At 62.4% G+C, this 16,488-nt stretch carries 14 protein-coding genes, 2 tRNA genes and 1 rRNA gene; 12 read left to right on the top strand and 5 right to left on the bottom strand.

Features of this window, described 5'->3' with window-relative positions; translation table 11 throughout:
* Positions 1-58 precede the first annotated feature (58 nt).
* The 12 genes from BM046_RS00085 to BM046_RS16065 all read left to right on the top strand — a co-directional run bounded on the left by BM046_RS00085 (position 59) and on the right by BM046_RS16065 (position 12,239).
* Positions 59-1,783, top strand: a complete 1,725-nt coding sequence (locus BM046_RS00085) for a tetratricopeptide repeat protein (RefSeq protein ID WP_177197751.1) — start codon at positions 59-61, stop codon at positions 1,781-1,783.
* A gap of 2 nt (positions 1,784-1,785) precedes the next feature.
* Positions 1,786-2,403: a lipoprotein insertase outer membrane protein LolB gene (gene lolB / locus BM046_RS00080; protein ID WP_090535782.1), complete on the top strand. Its 618-nt coding sequence runs from the start codon at positions 1,786-1,788 to the stop codon at positions 2,401-2,403.
* Positions 2,400-3,251: a 4-(cytidine 5'-diphospho)-2-C-methyl-D-erythritol kinase gene (gene ispE, locus BM046_RS00075; RefSeq protein WP_090535780.1), complete on the top strand. Its 852-nt coding sequence runs from the start codon at positions 2,400-2,402 to the stop codon at positions 3,249-3,251. The genes lolB and ispE overlap by 4 nt, the downstream gene beginning before the upstream one ends.
* 34 nt (positions 3,252-3,285) lie before the next feature.
* Positions 3,286-3,360, top strand: a tRNA-Gln gene (locus BM046_RS00070).
* Between the two features lie 126 nt (positions 3,361-3,486).
* Complete coding sequence (locus tag BM046_RS00065) at positions 3,487-4,428, top strand: ribose-phosphate pyrophosphokinase (protein ID WP_090535778.1); 942 nt, start codon at positions 3,487-3,489, stop codon at positions 4,426-4,428.
* Positions 4,429-4,529: 101 nt separating this feature from the next.
* On the top strand, positions 4,530-5,165 hold the full coding sequence (locus BM046_RS00060) for a 50S ribosomal protein L25/general stress protein Ctc (RefSeq protein ID WP_090535776.1): 636 nt from the start codon (positions 4,530-4,532) through the stop codon (positions 5,163-5,165).
* 44 nt (positions 5,166-5,209) lie between these two features.
* Complete coding sequence (gene pth, locus BM046_RS00055) at positions 5,210-5,785, top strand: aminoacyl-tRNA hydrolase (RefSeq protein WP_090536824.1); 576 nt, start codon at positions 5,210-5,212, stop codon at positions 5,783-5,785.
* 36 nt (positions 5,786-5,821) lie between these two features.
* Positions 5,822-6,922, top strand: a complete 1,101-nt coding sequence (ychF, locus tag BM046_RS00050) for a redox-regulated ATPase YchF (RefSeq protein ID WP_090535774.1) — start codon at positions 5,822-5,824, stop codon at positions 6,920-6,922.
* Positions 6,923-7,042: 120 nt separating this feature from the next.
* On the top strand, positions 7,043-9,919 hold the full coding sequence (locus tag BM046_RS00045; RefSeq protein WP_090535772.1) for a DUF748 domain-containing protein: 2,877 nt from the start codon (positions 7,043-7,045) through the stop codon (positions 9,917-9,919).
* A 96-nt stretch (positions 9,920-10,015) separates the two neighbouring features.
* A tRNA-Met gene (locus BM046_RS00040) sits at positions 10,016-10,092 on the top strand.
* 157 nt (positions 10,093-10,249) lie between these two features.
* A complete protein-coding gene (locus BM046_RS00035; protein WP_090535769.1) occupies positions 10,250-11,452 on the top strand; it encodes an ISL3 family transposase in 1,203 nt (400 codons plus the stop codon).
* 151 nt (positions 11,453-11,603) lie between these two features.
* Positions 11,604-12,239 carry a hypothetical protein gene (locus BM046_RS16065; RefSeq protein ID WP_143084116.1) on the top strand — a complete coding sequence of 212 codons (636 nt, stop codon included), beginning with the start codon at positions 11,604-11,606 and terminating at the stop codon, positions 12,237-12,239.
* 93 nt (positions 12,240-12,332) lie between these two features.
* Here BM046_RS16065 and BM046_RS00030 read toward each other — a convergent pair whose 3' ends face one another.
* The 5 genes from BM046_RS00030 to rrf form a co-directional block, all read right to left on the bottom strand.
* Positions 12,333-13,220: a DMT family transporter gene (locus BM046_RS00030; protein WP_090535766.1), complete on the bottom strand. Its 888-nt coding sequence runs from the start codon at positions 13,218-13,220 to the stop codon at positions 12,333-12,335.
* A 31-nt stretch (positions 13,221-13,251) separates the two neighbouring features.
* Positions 13,252-13,704 (bottom strand): ribosomal protein S18-alanine N-acetyltransferase, encoded by a 453-nt coding sequence (gene rimI / locus BM046_RS00025; protein WP_090535764.1) that lies wholly within the window; start codon positions 13,702-13,704, stop codon positions 13,252-13,254.
* Positions 13,704-14,516 (bottom strand): hypothetical protein, encoded by an 813-nt coding sequence (locus BM046_RS00020; protein ID WP_090535762.1) that lies wholly within the window; start codon positions 14,514-14,516, stop codon positions 13,704-13,706. Before BM046_RS00020 ends, rimI begins: the two co-directional genes overlap by 1 nt.
* Positions 14,516-16,060 carry a 2-isopropylmalate synthase gene (locus BM046_RS00015; RefSeq protein WP_090535760.1) on the bottom strand — a complete coding sequence of 515 codons (1,545 nt, stop codon included), beginning with the start codon at positions 16,058-16,060 and terminating at the stop codon, positions 14,516-14,518. Before BM046_RS00015 ends, BM046_RS00020 begins: the two co-directional genes overlap by 1 nt.
* 127 nt (positions 16,061-16,187) lie before the next feature.
* Positions 16,188-16,303: ribosomal RNA gene (rrf, locus tag BM046_RS00010) — 5S ribosomal RNA — on the bottom strand.
* Positions 16,304-16,488: the final 185 nt, after the last annotated feature.

The following is a 16,488-nucleotide window of genomic DNA, read 5'->3' as shown; positions in this document are numbered from 1 at the left end:
CATCCTGTATCATCATCTGCAGGCAATACCCGCAGACAGCGGCTCAAAGAGATTATCCATGACGGCACCCCGACTCCCCACCCTGGCCCTGGCAATAGGCATGCTGCTCGGCGGTTGTGCGGCCACCGGCCCCACGTCCGAATCAGCACCGACGCCCTCTGCACCCGAAGCGCCCCCCGCCGCTGAGGAGCAGATCCAGTATGGCCAATTCTCTGCCGACACGCTCTTCGCCCTGCTTACGGCGGAGATCGCCGGTCAGCGCAACCGCTTCGATATTGCCCTGAACAATTATCTGGAGCAGGCGGTGGTAACGCGGGATGCCGGCATCATCGAACGCGCCATGGAGATTTCCGAGTTCCTCGGCGCCCGTCAGCAGGCCCTGGAGATGGCCCAGCTGTGGATGGAGGTGAGCCCGGACGATCCCGACGCGCTGCGTGCAGCCGCCCTGCAGCTGGCCCGGGCCGGCCAGCACGAGGACGCCCTGCAGGTAATGCAGCGTGTGCTGGAGCTGGATGACGACACCCATTTCGACCTGTTGGCCCTGGCTTCCCTGCAGGCGGACAGCGAAACCCGCGCCGGGCTGCTGAACAACCTGATGGCGCTGCTGCAACGCCACCCGGACAATCCGCAGCTGAGCTTCGCCGCCGCCCTGCTGCTGCAGGAAGAGCAGCGTACCGAGGAAGCCCTGCAACTGCTGCGCAAGCACAGCGGAGACAATCCCTCGGCCGCATCGATCATGCTTCAGAGCCGGCTGCTGGCCGGCAGTGGCGACATGAAACAGGCCATATCGGTACTGCAGGGCGGCGTCAGCCGCTTCCCCGAGGACCATCGACTGCGCCTGCTGCTGGCGCGCATGCTGGTCACCACCGAGGATTACCCGGAAGCGGTTCGCCATTTCCGCGAGCTGTCCCGGCAGAACCCCGAGGATCCGGAGATTCAACTGGCCCTGGCGTTGATCGAGATGGAAAGCGGCGACCACCAGGCTGCCATTGCCGAGCTGGAGTCACTGCTGGAGCTGGATCCCGACAACAGCAGCGCTCGCTACCACCTGGGTCAGGCACTGGCCCTGTCAGGGCAGACCGATGCGGCCATCGAGTCCTGGCGCGCCATCCGTGCCGGAGAGGAGTTCCTGCCCTCGCGCAGGCGCATGACCCAGCTGCTGGTCGAGCAGAACAGGGTGGGTGAATTGGCGCAGCTGATGCAGGACGAGCGTGCCCGTTATCCGCAGCAGGGCCTGGAACTCTATCTGCTGGAGATCGAGGCACTGGCCCCCGGCGCCCCCGAACGCGCCATGCAGCTGAGCAATGAAGCCCTGAGCCAGTTCGAGGACAGCAGCAGCCTGCTGTACACCCGCGCCCTGCTCGCCGAGCGCCTGGGCAAGCCCGCCGGCCTGGAAGCCGACCTGCAGCGCATACTCGACCTGGAACCGGACAATGCCATGGCCCTGAACGCGCTGGGCTACACCCTGGCTGACCGCAACCAGCGCCTGGATGAGGCCCTGGAGATGATCGAGAAGGCCCACCGCCTGCGTCCGGAAGACCCGGCGATTCTCGACAGCCTCGGCTGGGTACATTACCGGCTGGGCAACCTGGAGCTGGCCGAGGAGCTGCTGCGCCGGGCCTATGCCGCATTCCCCGATGCCGAAGTGGGTGCCCACCTGGGCGAGGTGCTCTGGCAGCTGGGCAAGCATCGCGAAGCCCGGGACGTGTGGGATGAAGCCGCCGCCGATGCCGAAGACAGCTCTCTGATCGATGCCACCCGCGAACGTCTGAAGGCCAACTGAACATGATCATCGTCCGCCCTCTCCTGCTGCTGGCCCTGTTGCTGGCCCTGACTGCCTGCAGCAACCTGCACCAGCGCGAAACCCTCGAATTCGGTGGCGATGCAGCCGCCTGGAATGCCCACCGCAAGGCGGTCGATCCGCTGGACAGCTGGACTCTGCAGGGCAAGCTGGGGGTCAAGGCGCCAAGCGAATCGGGCAGCGGCACCGTACTCTGGCTGCAGCAACGGGACTATTACGACATCCGCCTGTCCGGCCCCTTGGGTCGGGGGGCAACCCGCATCCAGGGCGATGACCGCGGCGTGACCCTGGATATCGCCGGTCAACCGAACCTGACGGCGGAATCGGCCGAGGACCTGCTGGAGCAGCAGATAGGCTGGCGTCTGCCGGTGGAGAACCTGCTCTGGTGGGTGCGCGGCCTGCCGGCGCCGGACAGCCCCAGCCGCCTGCAGCTCAATCCCGACAGCCGCCTGGCGCGGCTGGCACAGGCCGGCTGGACGGTGGAATACAGCCGCTATCAGGAAGTCGGGGGCGTGCAATTGCCCCAGCGCCTGCAACTGTCCGGCCACGACATGCTGCTGACCCTGGTGATCACCCGCTGGGAGCCGCGCCGCCGACCATGAATAGGGCAACCCTGAGCCTGCCGGCACCAGCCAAGCTGAACCTGTTCCTGCACATCACCGGACGCCGGGCGGACGGCTATCACCTGCTGCAGACCCTGTTCCAGTTTCTCGATCATGGCGACACCCTGCATTTCACCCCCCGGGAAGACGGGCAGATCCGCCTGTTGACCGAACTGCCCGGCGTTGCCGCCGAGGACAACCTGATCCTTCGCGCCGCGCGGCGCCTGCAGCAGGTCAGTGGCACCCGGCTCGGCGCGGATATCGTGCTGGACAAACGCCTGCCGATGGGCGGCGGTATCGGCGGAGGCAGCTCCGATGCCGCCACCACCCTGGTCGGCCTCGACCACCTGTGGCAGACCGATCTGGGCGAGGACCGGCTGGCCGCCCTGGGCCTGGAGCTGGGCGCGGACGTGCCGGTATTCGTGCGCGGGCGGGCGGCCTGGGCCGAAGGGGTGGGCGAGCAGCTGACCCCGGTGGAGGTGGACGAGCCCTGGTACCTGGTGGTGGTTCCGCCCTGCCATGTGAGCACCGCGGAAATATTTTCCGATGAAAGGTTGACTCGCGACACAACGCCGATTACATTAGCGGCCTTTCGAGAGCACGGCGGTCGGAATGATTGCCTGCCGGTTGTCACAGCGCGTTACCCTGAAATTCGTAACACGTTGATCTTGCTAAACAAATTTTGTGAAGCTAAGATGACCGGAACTGGCAGTTGCTTATTTGGGGCCTTCCCAAATGAACGCGAAGCTGATAAAGTTCGCGCCCGGTTGCCAGCCACTCTGCAAGCCTTTGTTGCCAAGGGATGTAACACTTCACCGTTACATGCTTTACTCAACAAAGCGACGTAAGAAGGATGCAACCCGAAGCATCCGGACAGTATACAGGGGCGTAGCCAAGCGGTAAGGCAGCAGGTTTTGATCCTGCCATGCGTTGGTTCGAATCCAGCCGCCCCTGCCATTTTCTTCCGGCAGCAATAATTCATGACATCTTGAGTCCGGCTCGACCGGCCAGGCGTCTTTTTATTTCGCCCGGCTCTCTCACTGACTCATCGCATTAGACCCACTACCCAGAAGGTAATGTAGCGTGTCCAAGATGATGGTCTTCACCGGGAATGCAAACCCCGACCTGGCACGGCGCGTTGTACGCCAATTGCATATCCCCCTTGGTGACGCCCTGGTTAGTCGCTTCAGCGACGGCGAAGTGAGCGTTGAACTGAATGAGAATGTTCGCGGCAAGGATGTCTTCGTCATCCAGCCGACCTGCGCACCGACCAACGACAACCTGATGGAACTGGTTGTCATGACCGATGCCCTGCGTCGCTCCTCTGCCTCCCGAATCACCGCTGTCGTTCCCTACTTCGGCTATGCCCGTCAGGACCGCCGCCCGCGTTCGGCCCGTGTGCCGATCAGCGCCAAGGTCGTGGCCGACATGCTCGACGTGGTCGGTGTCGACCGCGTACTGACCGTCGACCTGCACGCCGACCAGATCCAGGGTTTCTTCGACATCCCGGTGGACAACATCTACGGCTCCCCGGTGCTGATCGACGATATCCAGGCCCAGCGCCTGGACGACCTGCTGATCGTGTCCCCGGACATCGGCGGTGTGGTTCGCGCCCGCGCCGTGGCCAAGAGCCTGGGTGTGGATCTGGCGATCATCGACAAGCGTCGCCCCAAGGCCAACCAGTCCGAGGTGATGCACATCATCGGTGACGTGGAAGGCCGCAACTGCATTCTGGTCGACGATATGGTCGATACCGCCGGCACCCTGTGTGCCGCCGCCAAGGCCCTCAAGGACTTCGGCGCCATGCGCGTATCCGCCTATTGCACCCACCCCATCCTGTCCGGCAAGGCGATCGACAACATCAACGCCTCGCAACTGGATGAGCTGGTAGTGACCAACACCATTCCGCTGACGCCCGCCGCCGATAGCTGCGACCGCATCCGTCAGCTGGATATGGCTCCTATCATTGCCGAGGCCATGCGCCGTATCAGCAATGAAGAATCCATCAGCGCCATGTTCCGTTAAGGAGCAGGCGCTGGTTCAAACAGCCCGGCAATAACGCCGGGTTTTATCAATCGTCCGACGTGCTGGTCGCAAGCACCCGGACGCACAGCAAGGAGACTATGATGGTCGACTTCACTTTGAATGCGAATGCGCGTGACGATCTGGGGAAAGGTGCGAGCCGCCGCCTGCGTCGTAACGCCGACCTGGTTCCCGCTATCGTTTACGGTGGCAACAAGGAACCCCAGAGCATTTCCATCGCCGCGCGCGAGCTGAACAAGGCTCTGGAAAACGAAGCTTTCTACTCCTCCATCATCGGCCTGTCCATTGATGGCAAGAAGGAAGAAGTTCTGCTCAAGGCCCTGCAGCGCCACCCGGCCAAGCCGCGTGTCATGCATGCCGACTTCCAGCGCATCGTTGCTGGCCAGAAGGTAACCGTTCAGGTTCCCCTGCACTTCCTCAACGAAGAAACCTGCGTAGGCGTGAAGCAGGAAGGCGGCATGGTATTCCGCAACCTGCCGGAAGTGGAAGTTACCTGCCTGCCGAAGGATCTGCCCGATTCCATCGAGGTTGATCTGGCCGAGCTGAAAGTAGGTCAGGCCCTGCACCTGGCTGACCTGAAGCTGCCCGAAGGCGTGACCATCCCCAGCCTGGCTCTGGGCGATGATCACAACCTGCCGGTAGTAACCATCATGGCTCAGCGTACTGCCGCTGGCGCTGCTGATGAGGAAGCTGGTGAAGGTGAGGAGTCCGCGGAGTAATATCCCGCTGACACCCTGGAGGGGCGCCCGTAGTGACGCAGGGAATCAAGTTGATCGTCGGTCTCGGCAATCCGGGACCGGAATATGACATGACCCGGCACAACGCGGGCGCCCTTTTTGTTGAGCGGCTGGCTGCCGCCCATGGCGTGTCATTACGCCAGGAAAAACAGTTCTTCGGCCTCACCGGCCGCCTGACCCTCAATGGTCAGGATGTCCGTCTGCTTATCCCCACCACCTACATGAACCGCAGCGGTCAGGCGATTGCCGCGCTGGCCGGCTTCTATCGCATCGCCCCCGAGGAGATCCTGGTCGCCCATGACGAGCTCGACCTGCCCCCCGGCGTGGTTCGCTGCAAGAAAGGCGGTGGTCACGGTGGGCACAACGGACTTCGCGACACCATTGCCCAACTGGGCAACAACAACGGATTTCATCGCCTGCGCCTGGGCATCGGCCATCCCGGCCACAGCTCGCAGGTGACGGGCTACGTCCTGGGGCGTGCTCCCAGGGACGAGCAGCAGGCGCTGGACGCCTGTATCGATGAGGCGCTCCGCGAGGTCCCCGGCATGCTGGCCGGCGACTGGACCCGCGTCATGCAGCGCCTGCACAGCTTCAAGGCCTGATTCATTTTCGCCGCAGCCGCGGCAGAGGACACCAGTATGGGATTCAATTGCGGTATTGTCGGACTGCCCAACGTGGGCAAATCCACCCTGTTCAATGCGCTGACCAAGGCCGGTATCGGTGCCGAGAACTTCCCGTTCTGCACCATCGAGCCCAACAGCGGCGTCGTGCCCATGCCCGACCCGCGTCTGGATGCCCTCGCCGCCATCGTCAAGCCCGAACGGGTGCTGCCGACCACCATGGAGTTCGTCGACATCGCCGGCCTGGTGGAAGGCGCCTCCAAGGGTGAAGGTCTGGGCAACAAGTTCCTCGCCAACATCCGCGAGACCGACGCCATCGCCCATGTGGTGCGCTGCTTCGATGACGACAACGTGATCCACGTGTCCAACAGCGTCGATCCCAAGCGCGATATCGAGATCATCGATCTGGAGCTGATCTTCGCCGACCTGGAAAGCTGCGAAAAGCAGCTGCAGCGGGTTACCCGCACCGCCAAGGGCGGTGACAAGGAAGCCGTGGCACAGAAGGCGCTGCTGGAAAAGCTCATCCCCCACTTTACCGAAGGCAAGCCGGCACGCACCCTGATGAAGGAGCTGGGCGACGATGAACGCAAGCTGATCAAAAGCTTCCATCTTCTGACCAGCAAGCCGGTGATGTACATCGCCAACGTCTCCGAGGACGGCTTCGAGAACAACCCCTACCTGGATGTAGTACGCGAGATCGCCGCCGCCGAAGGTGCCGTGGTGGTACCGGTGTGCAACAAGATCGAGGCGGAGATTGCCGAGCTGGATGACGAAGAGGAAAAGCTCATGTTCCTCGAGTCCATGGGCATGGAAGAGCCCGGTCTGAACCGGGTGATCCGCGCCGGTTACGAACTGCTCAACCTGCAGACCTACTTCACTGCCGGGGTCAAGGAAGTACGTGCCTGGACAGTCAAGGTCGGTGCTACCGCCCCCCAGGCGGCGGGCGTGATCCATACAGACTTCGAGAAGGGCTTCATCCGCGCCGAGGTCATCAGCTACGACGACTTCATCCAGTACAACGGCGAAGCCGGTGCCAAGGAAGCGGGCAAGTGGCGTCTGGAAGGCAAGGACTACATCGTCAAGGACGGTGACGTCATGCACTTCCGCTTCAACGTCTGACTAAGGCCTTAGCCCTCAGCCAGGGGCGGTATCCACTACCGCCCCGTACCACTTCCCCATCCTTTTTTGCCTTCCACCGTGCGATACTGCCCATAGCTTCAAGCGAGACGGGTAGAGTCCATGCGCATCAAACCAAGAACCCTGCTGATCAGCCTGGCCGCAGCTGTCACCCTGTATGCCCTGCTGGGTTTCCTGCTGCTGCCCGCACTGGGCGTCTACCTGATAAACAGGCAATTCGAAGAGCGGGCGACTGTGCCGGCCCATCTGGAAGCCATCCGCTTCAATCCCTTCACCCTTGAACTGACCCTGCGCAATCTGCACATGGGCGAGCCGGACGCGCCGCAGGTCGCCTTCGACCGCCTCTATGCCAACCTGCAGGTAGACAGCCTGTGGAGCGGCGCCCTGCACCTGCGCGACGTGGAGCTGGAGCAGGCCCGGGTGCAGGTGCTGTTTGCCGAGGACGGCAGCCTCAATCTGACCCGCCTGCTGGTGCTGCCCGAGCCGGAGGAGAAGCCCAAGCAAACCGAGGACAGCGGCCCCTTCCCCCTGCGCATTGACCGCCTGGCGCTGCTCGGAAACAGTCTGCAGTTCCAGGATCTGCGCCCGGCCGAGCCGGTGGAGTTCGGCTACGACGCGGTGGATATCGAACTGACCCGGCTCAGCACACTGCCCGAGGACAATGCGCAGATGCAGATCAGCGCCCGCGGGCCCTACGGGGCGCTGATCACCTGGGAGGGCGAAATGCGCCTGTTCCCACTGAAATCCAGCGGTCGCCTGCAGATAGATCAGATTCACCTGAGCACCTTCTGGCCCTATGTTCGTGACCACCTGCCACTGAATCTGGGCAGCGGCGACATCAGCCTGGATACCCGCTATGAACTGGATCTGGCCGAGACCACCGAGTTGCGGCTGAGCGATACCTACCTGCAGCTGAGCCAGCTGGCGTTGACCAGTGCCGACCAGCCGTCGCTGCAACTGGAGAGTCTGGAGATCAGCGACAGCACCCTGGATCTGGCCCGGCGCGAGGCGCGTCTGGGCCGGGTAACCAGCCAGGGCCTGCAGCTGCAGGCCAGCCGCCTGGCGGATGGACAGATCGATTGGCTGAAGCTGCTCGAACGCAGCGATGGGGCACAGCAGCCCGACGCAGCCGAGACGCCTCAGGCTGCCCCGGAAGAGGACAGCGAGCCGGCGCCGCCATGGCGGCTGCTGGTGGATCAGGCGCAGCTGCAGGGCTACCGACTGCAGCTGACCGACCATCAACCGAGCACTCCGGTGACCATTGAAGTGGGACCGCTGAACCTCAGCCTCAACGACTTCGACAGCCAGTCCGAAGGCGTATTCGAGCTGAGCCTGGACACCCTGCTGAACCAGGAGGCCCGGCTAGCCATCCAGGGGACCGCTGGCATCAACCCCGTGCGGGCGGCGCTGCAGGTGGAGACCGGCGACATCGACCTGACCCTGGCCCAGGCCTACCTTGCCCCGCTGGTGAATCTTGAGCTGCGCTCAGGGCGCCTGAACAGCCAGCTGCAGGTCAAGCTCGACCAGCTGCAACCGCTGCAGCTGGACGTTGGCGGTCAGGCAAGCATTCGCCAGCTGCATGTGGTCGACGGCCCGGCCAAACGGGATCTGCTGAAATGGTCGAGCATGGATCTGAACGAGCTGCACTACCGGGGCAATCGCCTGGATATCGGCCGGGTTGCCCTGCAGCAGCCCTATGTACGCTTCATCATCAACCGCGACATGAGCACCAACTTCAGCGACCTGGTGAGAGCCCAACCCGAACGCGAGGCCCCGGCAGCCGAGGGCGAACCCTTCGGTATCCGCATCGGCGGCATCAGCATCGCCGACGGCTCGGCCAACTTCGCTGACTTCAGCCTGACGCCCAACTTCGCCACCGGCATCGAACAGCTCAATGGCAGCATCGGTACCCTGGACAACCAGCGTGCCCAAGCGGCCCGGGTGGATCTCCAGGGCAAGGTGGATCGCTACGCCCCGGTCACCATCCGCGGCGAGCTCACCCCCTTCGACCCGCTGAACAGCCTGGACATCGCCACCAGCTTCAAGAACGTCGAGCTGACCACCCTGACGCCCTACTCCGGCAAGTTCGCCGGCTACCGCATCCGCAAGGGACGGCTGAATCTGGATCTGCACTACCGCATCAATCAGGGCCAGCTGCAGGCCGACAACAGGGTCCTGCTTGAGGACCTGCAGCTCGGCGAACGGGTCGACAGCCCGGACGCGGTGGACCTGCCGGTACGCCTGGCCCTGGCCCTGCTCAAGGACACCCGGGGCAACATCGATATCGAGCTGCCGGTGGCCGGCGACCTGAACAATCCCGAGTTCAGCGTCATGCCCATCATCTGGCAGACCCTGCGCAATCTGGTACTGCGTGCCACCCAGGCACCGTTCAAGTTCATCGCCGGGCTGGCCGGCGGCGGTGACGCCGACCTCAGTCAGCTCGGCTTCAGCGCCGGCAGCAGCGAGCTCGATGCCAACGCCACCCAGGTGCTGGCTACCCTGGCCCAGGCCCTGTCCGAGCGCCCGCAGCTGGCCCTCGAAGTGGAAGGGGTCGGCGCTGCCGAACTCGACGGGCCGCAGCTGGCCGCAGCCCGCCTGGAGCGGGAACTGCGTCAGCTCGCCGCCAGCGAAATGCGCCGCCCGCCGGAAGACCCGTCCACCCTGGAGCTGGATGAGCGCGACCGGCGCAAACTGATCCGCACCCTGCATGAACAGCTGCAGCTGGCCGAGCCGGAGGAATGGCAGGCGCTGTCACGGGATGAACGCACCGAGGCCCGCAGCCAGGCCCTGATCGCGCACTGGAGCGACAACCCGGTGGCGCTGCGCCGCCTGGCCCAGCAGCGCGCAGCCGCGATCAAGGACTGGCTGGTGGATGAAGGCAGGCTGGAGCCTGAACGCATCCATCTTCTCGACGTGGACGAGACCGGTAAGGCAGATCAGGGGCAGATCGCCACGCGACTGCAGCTGGGGATCCGCTAGGCTCGCCCTACCGGGTAAGCGATTGAAAATTTTACCAATTGCGCGAAATCCCTCTTGACAAGGTTCTCCCGTATGGGAATAATGCGCGCCTCAGATGGCTACATAGCTCAGTTGGTTAGAGCACAGCATTCATAATGCTGGTGTCCCTGGTTCAAGTCCAGGTGTAGCCACCACCAAATTCAAAGGCTTAGCTTCGGCTAGGCCTTTTTTTTGGTTCTTCACCGAAGTCCGGGGTAACCCGGACTTTTCGTTTTCAGAAATGAGGTGAGGCGGTGACATCTCGGTCATGATGGTTGTGCGACCAACACCATAATCCGAGAGCACCGCCTCATGTCAGATCATACCGATTGGCTGCCGTTCTGGCAGGATTTCCGCCTTCTAGACCTTCAAATTTTTGATGACCGCGTTTGTGTCGTTCTCGCGCCGGACAGGGCGCGGCTCGCCTGTGGTATCTGCGCCAAGCCCTGCCGCCAAGTTCATGAGCGAGTCAGGCGCTCAGTCAGGGATCTTCCCATGCTGGGCATGCCGGTGTTTCTCGACCTGACACTCTATCGTCTGGACTGTGCTGGATGCGGACGCCACCTGCAGCGTGTGCCCTGGCTTGATCGGCATGCCAGACTGACTCGGCGACTGGCTCAGGCGGTGGCAGAGTGCTGCGCCCGCATGCCGGTAGCCCACGTCGCAGATATGTTCGGCTTGCATTGGGGGACGGTCAGACGGCTGGATCATCAGCGGCTCCAGGCGCTGGTAGAGTTATTGCCAACGCCTCGACCGCGTCGCCTGATCATGGACGAGTTCGCCCTGTTCAAAGGACATCGCTATGCCACTGTGATCCTTGATGCCGATACACGCCGTGTTCTCTACGTGACCCAAGGCCGCTCTCGCCGGGCCATTCGCCCCTTCTTCGAACAGCTTGGTCCAGAGGGCCGTGCCCGGATCGAGGCCGTGGCTATGGACATGAACACTGCTTTTGATCTTGAAGTGCGAGCGCAGTGCCAGAGCGCGCGCATCGTCTATGACCTGTTCCATGTGATCGCCAAGTACGGCCGCGAGGTCATCAGCCGAGTGCGCGTAGACGCTGCAAATCAGCTACGCCATGACCGCCCTGCACGTCGGGTGGTGAAGCAAGCGCACTGGTTGCTGCTGCGTAATCCCGCCTCACTCAACGAGCGTGAGCAGGTTCGGCTCGACGAAGTACTGCAGGCGAACAAACCAATCATGACAGTACACATAATGAAGGAAGGGTTGCGATCGCTATGGACCGCACCTGATGCCTGGGAGTGGCGAAGACGGTGGCGTCAATGGCATGCCCATGCTGCCGAAAGCGGCATCCCAGCATTGATGCACTTCGCCTCAGTACTGAAGCCTTACTGGCGAGGCATCTTGGCCAGAGTGCGCTGGCCAATGCATACCGGCCAGCTTGAAGGGATCAATAACAAGATCAAAGTGATCAAACGCATGGCTTACGGATACCGCGACATTGATTACTTCTTTCTGAAGATCAAGGCCGCCTTCCCCGGAAATGCGCGATGAACCTTTTTTTTGCCCTTCGGATTTTCTGCCCCGCCAGGGCTCTCTCTGCCCACTGAAATCCATGCCCGCTCCCGCTCATCCATAATCCGGGCGAAAAGCCCAATGTTGGATGGACCTTGCTATGCTCTCAGGATCAGGGAGGATAGGAAGCATGAAAGCAGATTGGGACGATGCACCGCTCAGGATGCGGTCTGGCCAGAAGTACCGTTCAATGAAGTACGCCTTGTTGCTGATGGTCGGCACCATCGGTTTAGGAAGTGTGGCGACCATAATAATGCCCGCTGCAGTGACAAGCCGCGAAACCGCCAGGCCTGAACAACCCACCAATCTCATCTCTACGCCCGCCCCACCGGCCTCAGTGACACAACAGCGTCCCGGAAGCTCAGCGAACGACCCGTATCTCGACCAGGTCAACAGAATGCTGGGCATAACCGGAAACCATGCTTCAGAGCCTATAGCACACATCGAGTGGAGCGATTCGCAACAAAGCAATACAACACCGCGGCAACGGGTTTTCAGCGATTCGAATTACACCCCGGTCACGAGTATCAATACCATACGCATGCCCAGCCCCCAGCCAACTCAAGCGCCGACGCCGCGTCGCCCACAACCTTATGTGACGGTAGTGAAGGAAACCAAGTTGAGCTGCTGGCCACACAAGGAAGGGTCCGCCGCATGCCGGCGGTATAAAGCACGAATGCATCAGATCCACAGAAGGAACTGCGACCTCAGGGGCAACAGCCAGTCCATATCCTGCCAGTTGGCCAACCGTTATGATCTGCGGTAACCATAGCTTCGCAAGGAAGCCACGATCGAGCCCTTCAGTTGGACTGAATGACTTGCCGACGCCGGCGGGGCAAGCCGCCACCAGCCTTCGAAACTAGCGCTTCCAGCGGGTCGCCACCAGCAGCCCCATGAAGGTCAGCGCACCGCCGGCCAGATGGAACCACCGCAGCTGCTCCTGTAGCAGCAGCACCCCGAGCAGTGCGGTGAATACCGGCACCAGATAGCTGAACAGTGAAGCAGTGGAGGGTCCCAGCACCTTCACTCCGTGATTCCAGGCCACGTAGGCCAGCAACGAGGCGAACAGGGCGGTGTAGCTCACCGCGCCTGCCGTGTGCCAGGTGAGCGGCATGGGGCCGAGCCGCGCCTGCTCCCAGAGGAAGAAGGGAGTCAGCAGGGGCACACCGCACAGCAGCATGGCGGCCATCAGCACCAGACCCGGCGCCTGGATCGGCCAGCGCTGCAGCAGCACCGAATACAGCCCCCAGGACAGCACCGCCACTACCATGATCAGGTCGCCTCGGTTGAACTCCAGCTGCAGCAGACGTCCAAGCTGACCAGCGGACAACACCAGCAGCAGGCCGGCCAGGCCCAACAGGGTACCGCTGATGGCCGCGCGGTTCGGCCACTGGCGCAGCAGCAGGACGGACCAGAAGAATGCCGCCACCGGCAGCCCGGTGCCGACCAGAGTAAGATTGATCGCCGAGGTGCTCTGCGCAGCCTGGTACAGCAGGGTGTTGTAGGAAGAGATGCTCAGCGCCGCCAGTACCGCCAGCTGTTTCCAGCTGGCCAGCAGCGCGCGCCGGTGCTGCCACAACCCTCTGGCCGTAAACGGCAACAAGAGGATCAGAGCCAGACTCCAGCGCCAGAAGGACAGGCCGATCGGTGGCAGAATGCCAATCGCAGCCCGTGCAATCAGTGCGTTGCCGGCCCAGGCCAGTGCGGTCAGCACCAACCAGAACACGGCCCGTTGCCGCACGCTCATATATACCCCGCGTGTATCTGCTGGTCTTGCTTCAATCGAGCAGAGTGTAAGCCATCACCAGCGCGTCCTCACGGCCACCCACTGCGGGGTAGTAGCCACGTCGACGACCGATCTCATTGAACCCGGTCCGCTCGTATAAGCGGATAGCAGGCTGGTTTGATTCGCGCACCTCGAGAAACGCGGTCTCAGCTCCCCGCCCGCGCCCCTGCAACAGCAGATGATCGAGCAGCTTGCCACCCAGACCGTTGGACTGGCTTTCCGGCTTGACCGTCAGGTTGAGCAGATGACATTCATCTCCGGCGGCCGACAGCACGCCGTGCCCCACCTGCTGATCGCCGAGGAACATCAGCCAGCACTCGTAGCCGGATTTGATGCAATCAAGGAAGATGCCCCGGGTCCAGGGATGACTGAAGGCGCTGAACTCGATTTTCAGCACCGCCTCCACATCCGCCTCCGTCATCGGGCGAAACGTCGGTTCTACCATTACTCACCCTGCCAGCGATGCATGATGCGTTGCAGCTGGCTCCACAGCCGCGCCTTGTAGCGGGGCTCGCCCAGCAGTTGCTCCAGGGTCGGAGCAAACCAGGCCGGCGGTAGCGCCTCCAGCATCTGCTCACCCTCGGGCTGCTGGCCCTCGCCGAGCAGGTCCGGCCCGAGCAGCAGCTGGGGGAAGCGACCAAAGCAGCCGACGGAGTCCGCCTGACGCCCTTCCAGACGCCCCTGCATGAAGACTTGCAACGCCCGGCTGGCCGCAGGCGCGCTGCGATCCAGCTGCGGGTTGCGGCTCAGCGGCCAGCGAAAATCGGCCACAAAGGCCGGCGGGGGCAACTGCACCGCCCTGACAATATCCCTGAGCAGATTCAGCTCCGGGGAGGCGCTTTCCAGTCCCGGCTCGTGCACCTCGAGCAACAGGGCGCAGGAACCGGCTTGCCACAGCTGCAGGTAGAAAGACTCCAGTGGCTCGGCCTTTACAGGCTCCTCCCGGGACGGCGCCGGCGCTCCGGCAGCAGGGGCTGGCTGAGCTTGCTGGCGGGGGGTATCGGCACCGGCGATACGCGCACGGATCTGCTCCACGGCCGAGCCGGCGTTATTGCCGGTCGACTGCGGGCCGGGCCGGATCACGATACGCTGTTCAGGCAGCGAGGACTCAGGCGCCTGCGTGTGGGCGTCAGGCTCGTCCTCCCACTCCGGCATCAGGGGCGGCAGACGCCAGGCCGCATTGGCCAGTGGTTGACGCGGCACCCAGCCAACCACGCCCATGGCTTCCAGATACGCCAGGCGTGTGGACTCCAGCATCAGATACCTTCAACCTGCGGATGGGCCTTGAGCACACCGGACTGGATCAGGTTCAAGGCATTGATATAGGCCTTGGCCGAGGCAATCACGATGTCGGTATCAGCGCCATTGCCGTTGACGATGCGGCCATCCTTCTCCAGTCGTACGGTTACCTCGCCCTGCGAGTCGGTTCCCTCGGTAATGGCATTGACCGAGTAGAGTTGCAGATTGGCACCTGAGTGTGCGATTTCCTCCAGTGCACGGAAGGCCGCGTCAACCGGACCGGAGCCCGAAGCCGAGGCCTGGCGTTCAACGCCATCGACTTCCACGCTGATCTTCGCCACCGGTGTTTCACCGGTGCGGCTGGTGACATCCAGATAACTGAGGCGCATGCGCTCCGGCACATCGGTAATGCTGTCGGAAACCAGCGCCTGCAGGTCCTCATCGAAGATCTCGTGTTTCTTGTCCGCAAGCTCTTTGAAGCGGGCAAAGGCTGCATTCAGCTCGTCCTGATCGGCCAGCTCGATACCCAGCTCCTGCAGACGGGTACGGAAGGCGTTGCGCCCCGACAGCTTGCCCAGGGACAGCTTGTTGGCATGCCAACCAACCGACTGGGCACTCATGATCTCGTAGGTTTCGCGGTGCTTGAGCACCCCGTCCTGGTGAATGCCCGATTCGTGGGCAAAGGCGTTGGCGCCGACAATGGCCTTGTTCGGCTGCACCGGGAAACCGGTGATGCTCGACACCAGGCGCGATGTACTGAGGATGTGTTCGGTAACAATACCGGTATCCACCTGGAATACGTCCTGGCGGGTACGCAAAGCCATGACGATCTCTTCCAGCGCGGCGTTACCAGCCCGCTCGCCCAGACCGTTGATGGTGCATTCCACCTGGCGCGCACCGGCAGTGACCGCGGCCAGCGAGTTGGCTACTGCCAGTCCCAGATCGTTATGGCAATGCACGGAGAAGATCGCCTTGTCCGCGTTGGGCACCCGCTCGATGATCTGGCGAATGGTCTCGGCGAACTGGTGGGGAATCGCATAACCGACGGTATCGGGAATATTGATGGTCCGCGCGCCGGCGTCGATCGCCTGCTCGATGATCCGACACAGGAAGTCGATCTCGGAACGACCGCCGTCCTCGCAGGAGAACTCGACATCCTCACACAGATTGCGCGCGCGCTTGATCGCCCGCACGGCCTGTTCGATCACCTGGTCGGGCTGCAGGCGCAGCTTGTATTCCATGTGGATCGGACTGGTAGCAATGAAGGTGTGGATACGACCGGCATTGGCATTGGCCAGCGCCTCGGCGGCACGGTCGATATCCGCGTCCACCGCCCGGGCCAGACTGCAGATCCGGCTGTCCTTGATGGTGTCGGCAATGCTTTTCACCGCCTCGAAATCGCCCGGACTGGCAATCGCAAAACCGGCTTCGATCACATCCACCCGCAGTTTTTCCAGGGCACGGGCAATGCGCAGCTTCTCTTCCCGGGTCATGGACGCACCGGGGCTCTGCTCGCCATCACGCAAGGTGGTATCGAAAATGATGACGCGATCCTGACTCATCTGCCTGTCTCCTCGGTGATACTGCGGTAATGCCGGAAAGTATACCTCAACGCCAGGAGCGAGAGAGGATGCGCAACGGCAAAGAAAAAACCCCGACCTGTTTCCAGATCGGGGTTTTCTATTTGGTGCTTGACGATGACCTACTCTCACATGGGGAAGCCCCACACTACCATCGGCGATGCATCGTTTCACTTCTGAGTTCGGAATGGGATCAGGTGGTTCCAATGCTCTATGGTCGTCAAGCAATTCGGTTGCTGCGTGGGTGTTGATTCCTCACAGCGAAAAGGGGGAAAAGTGATAATGCGGTAACCGTAATCTCGTGCAGTTCCAGACTGTCGTCTGTATATCATCATGGCAGACCAGGACCCGGATTGCTTGGGTGTTATATGGTCAAGCCACACGGGCAATTAGTACTGGTTAGCTCAACG

Source organism: Halopseudomonas formosensis, assembly GCF_900115905.1.
In the GTDB taxonomy this organism is placed as follows: domain Bacteria; phylum Pseudomonadota; class Gammaproteobacteria; order Pseudomonadales; family Pseudomonadaceae; genus Halopseudomonas; species Halopseudomonas formosensis.
The sequence above is the reverse complement of the archived record's forward strand: the minus strand, read 5'-3'. Positions and strand labels throughout refer to the sequence as shown.

What these genes read in the sequence shown, in the direction of transcription:
- BM046_RS00085 (WP_177197751.1), top strand. Translation starts at nt 59, where the DNA reads ATGACGGCACCCCGACTCCCCACCCTGGCCCTGGCAATAGGCATGCTG.
- lolB (WP_090535782.1), top strand. Translation starts at nt 1,786, where the DNA reads ATGATCATCGTCCGCCCTCTCCTGCTGCTGGCCCTGTTGCTGGCCCTG.
- ispE (WP_090535780.1), top strand. Translation starts at nt 2,400, where the DNA reads ATGAATAGGGCAACCCTGAGCCTGCCGGCACCAGCCAAGCTGAACCTG.
- BM046_RS00060 (WP_090535776.1), top strand. Translation starts at nt 4,530, where the DNA reads ATGGTCGACTTCACTTTGAATGCGAATGCGCGTGACGATCTGGGGAAA.
- ychF (WP_090535774.1), top strand. Translation starts at nt 5,822, where the DNA reads ATGGGATTCAATTGCGGTATTGTCGGACTGCCCAACGTGGGCAAATCC.
- BM046_RS00045 (WP_090535772.1), top strand. Translation starts at nt 7,043, where the DNA reads ATGCGCATCAAACCAAGAACCCTGCTGATCAGCCTGGCCGCAGCTGTC.
- BM046_RS00035 (WP_090535769.1), top strand. Translation starts at nt 10,250, where the DNA reads ATGTCAGATCATACCGATTGGCTGCCGTTCTGGCAGGATTTCCGCCTT.
- BM046_RS16065 (WP_143084116.1), top strand. Translation starts at nt 11,604, where the DNA reads ATGAAAGCAGATTGGGACGATGCACCGCTCAGGATGCGGTCTGGCCAG.
- BM046_RS00030 (WP_090535766.1), bottom strand. Translation starts at nt 13,220, where the DNA reads ATGAGCGTGCGGCAACGGGCCGTGTTCTGGTTGGTGCTGACCGCACTG.
- rimI (WP_090535764.1), bottom strand. Translation starts at nt 13,704, where the DNA reads ATGGTAGAACCGACGTTTCGCCCGATGACGGAGGCGGATGTGGAGGCG.
- BM046_RS00020 (WP_090535762.1), bottom strand. Translation starts at nt 14,516, where the DNA reads ATGCTGGAGTCCACACGCCTGGCGTATCTGGAAGCCATGGGCGTGGTT.
- BM046_RS00015 (WP_090535760.1), bottom strand. Translation starts at nt 16,060, where the DNA reads ATGAGTCAGGATCGCGTCATCATTTTCGATACCACCTTGCGTGATGGC.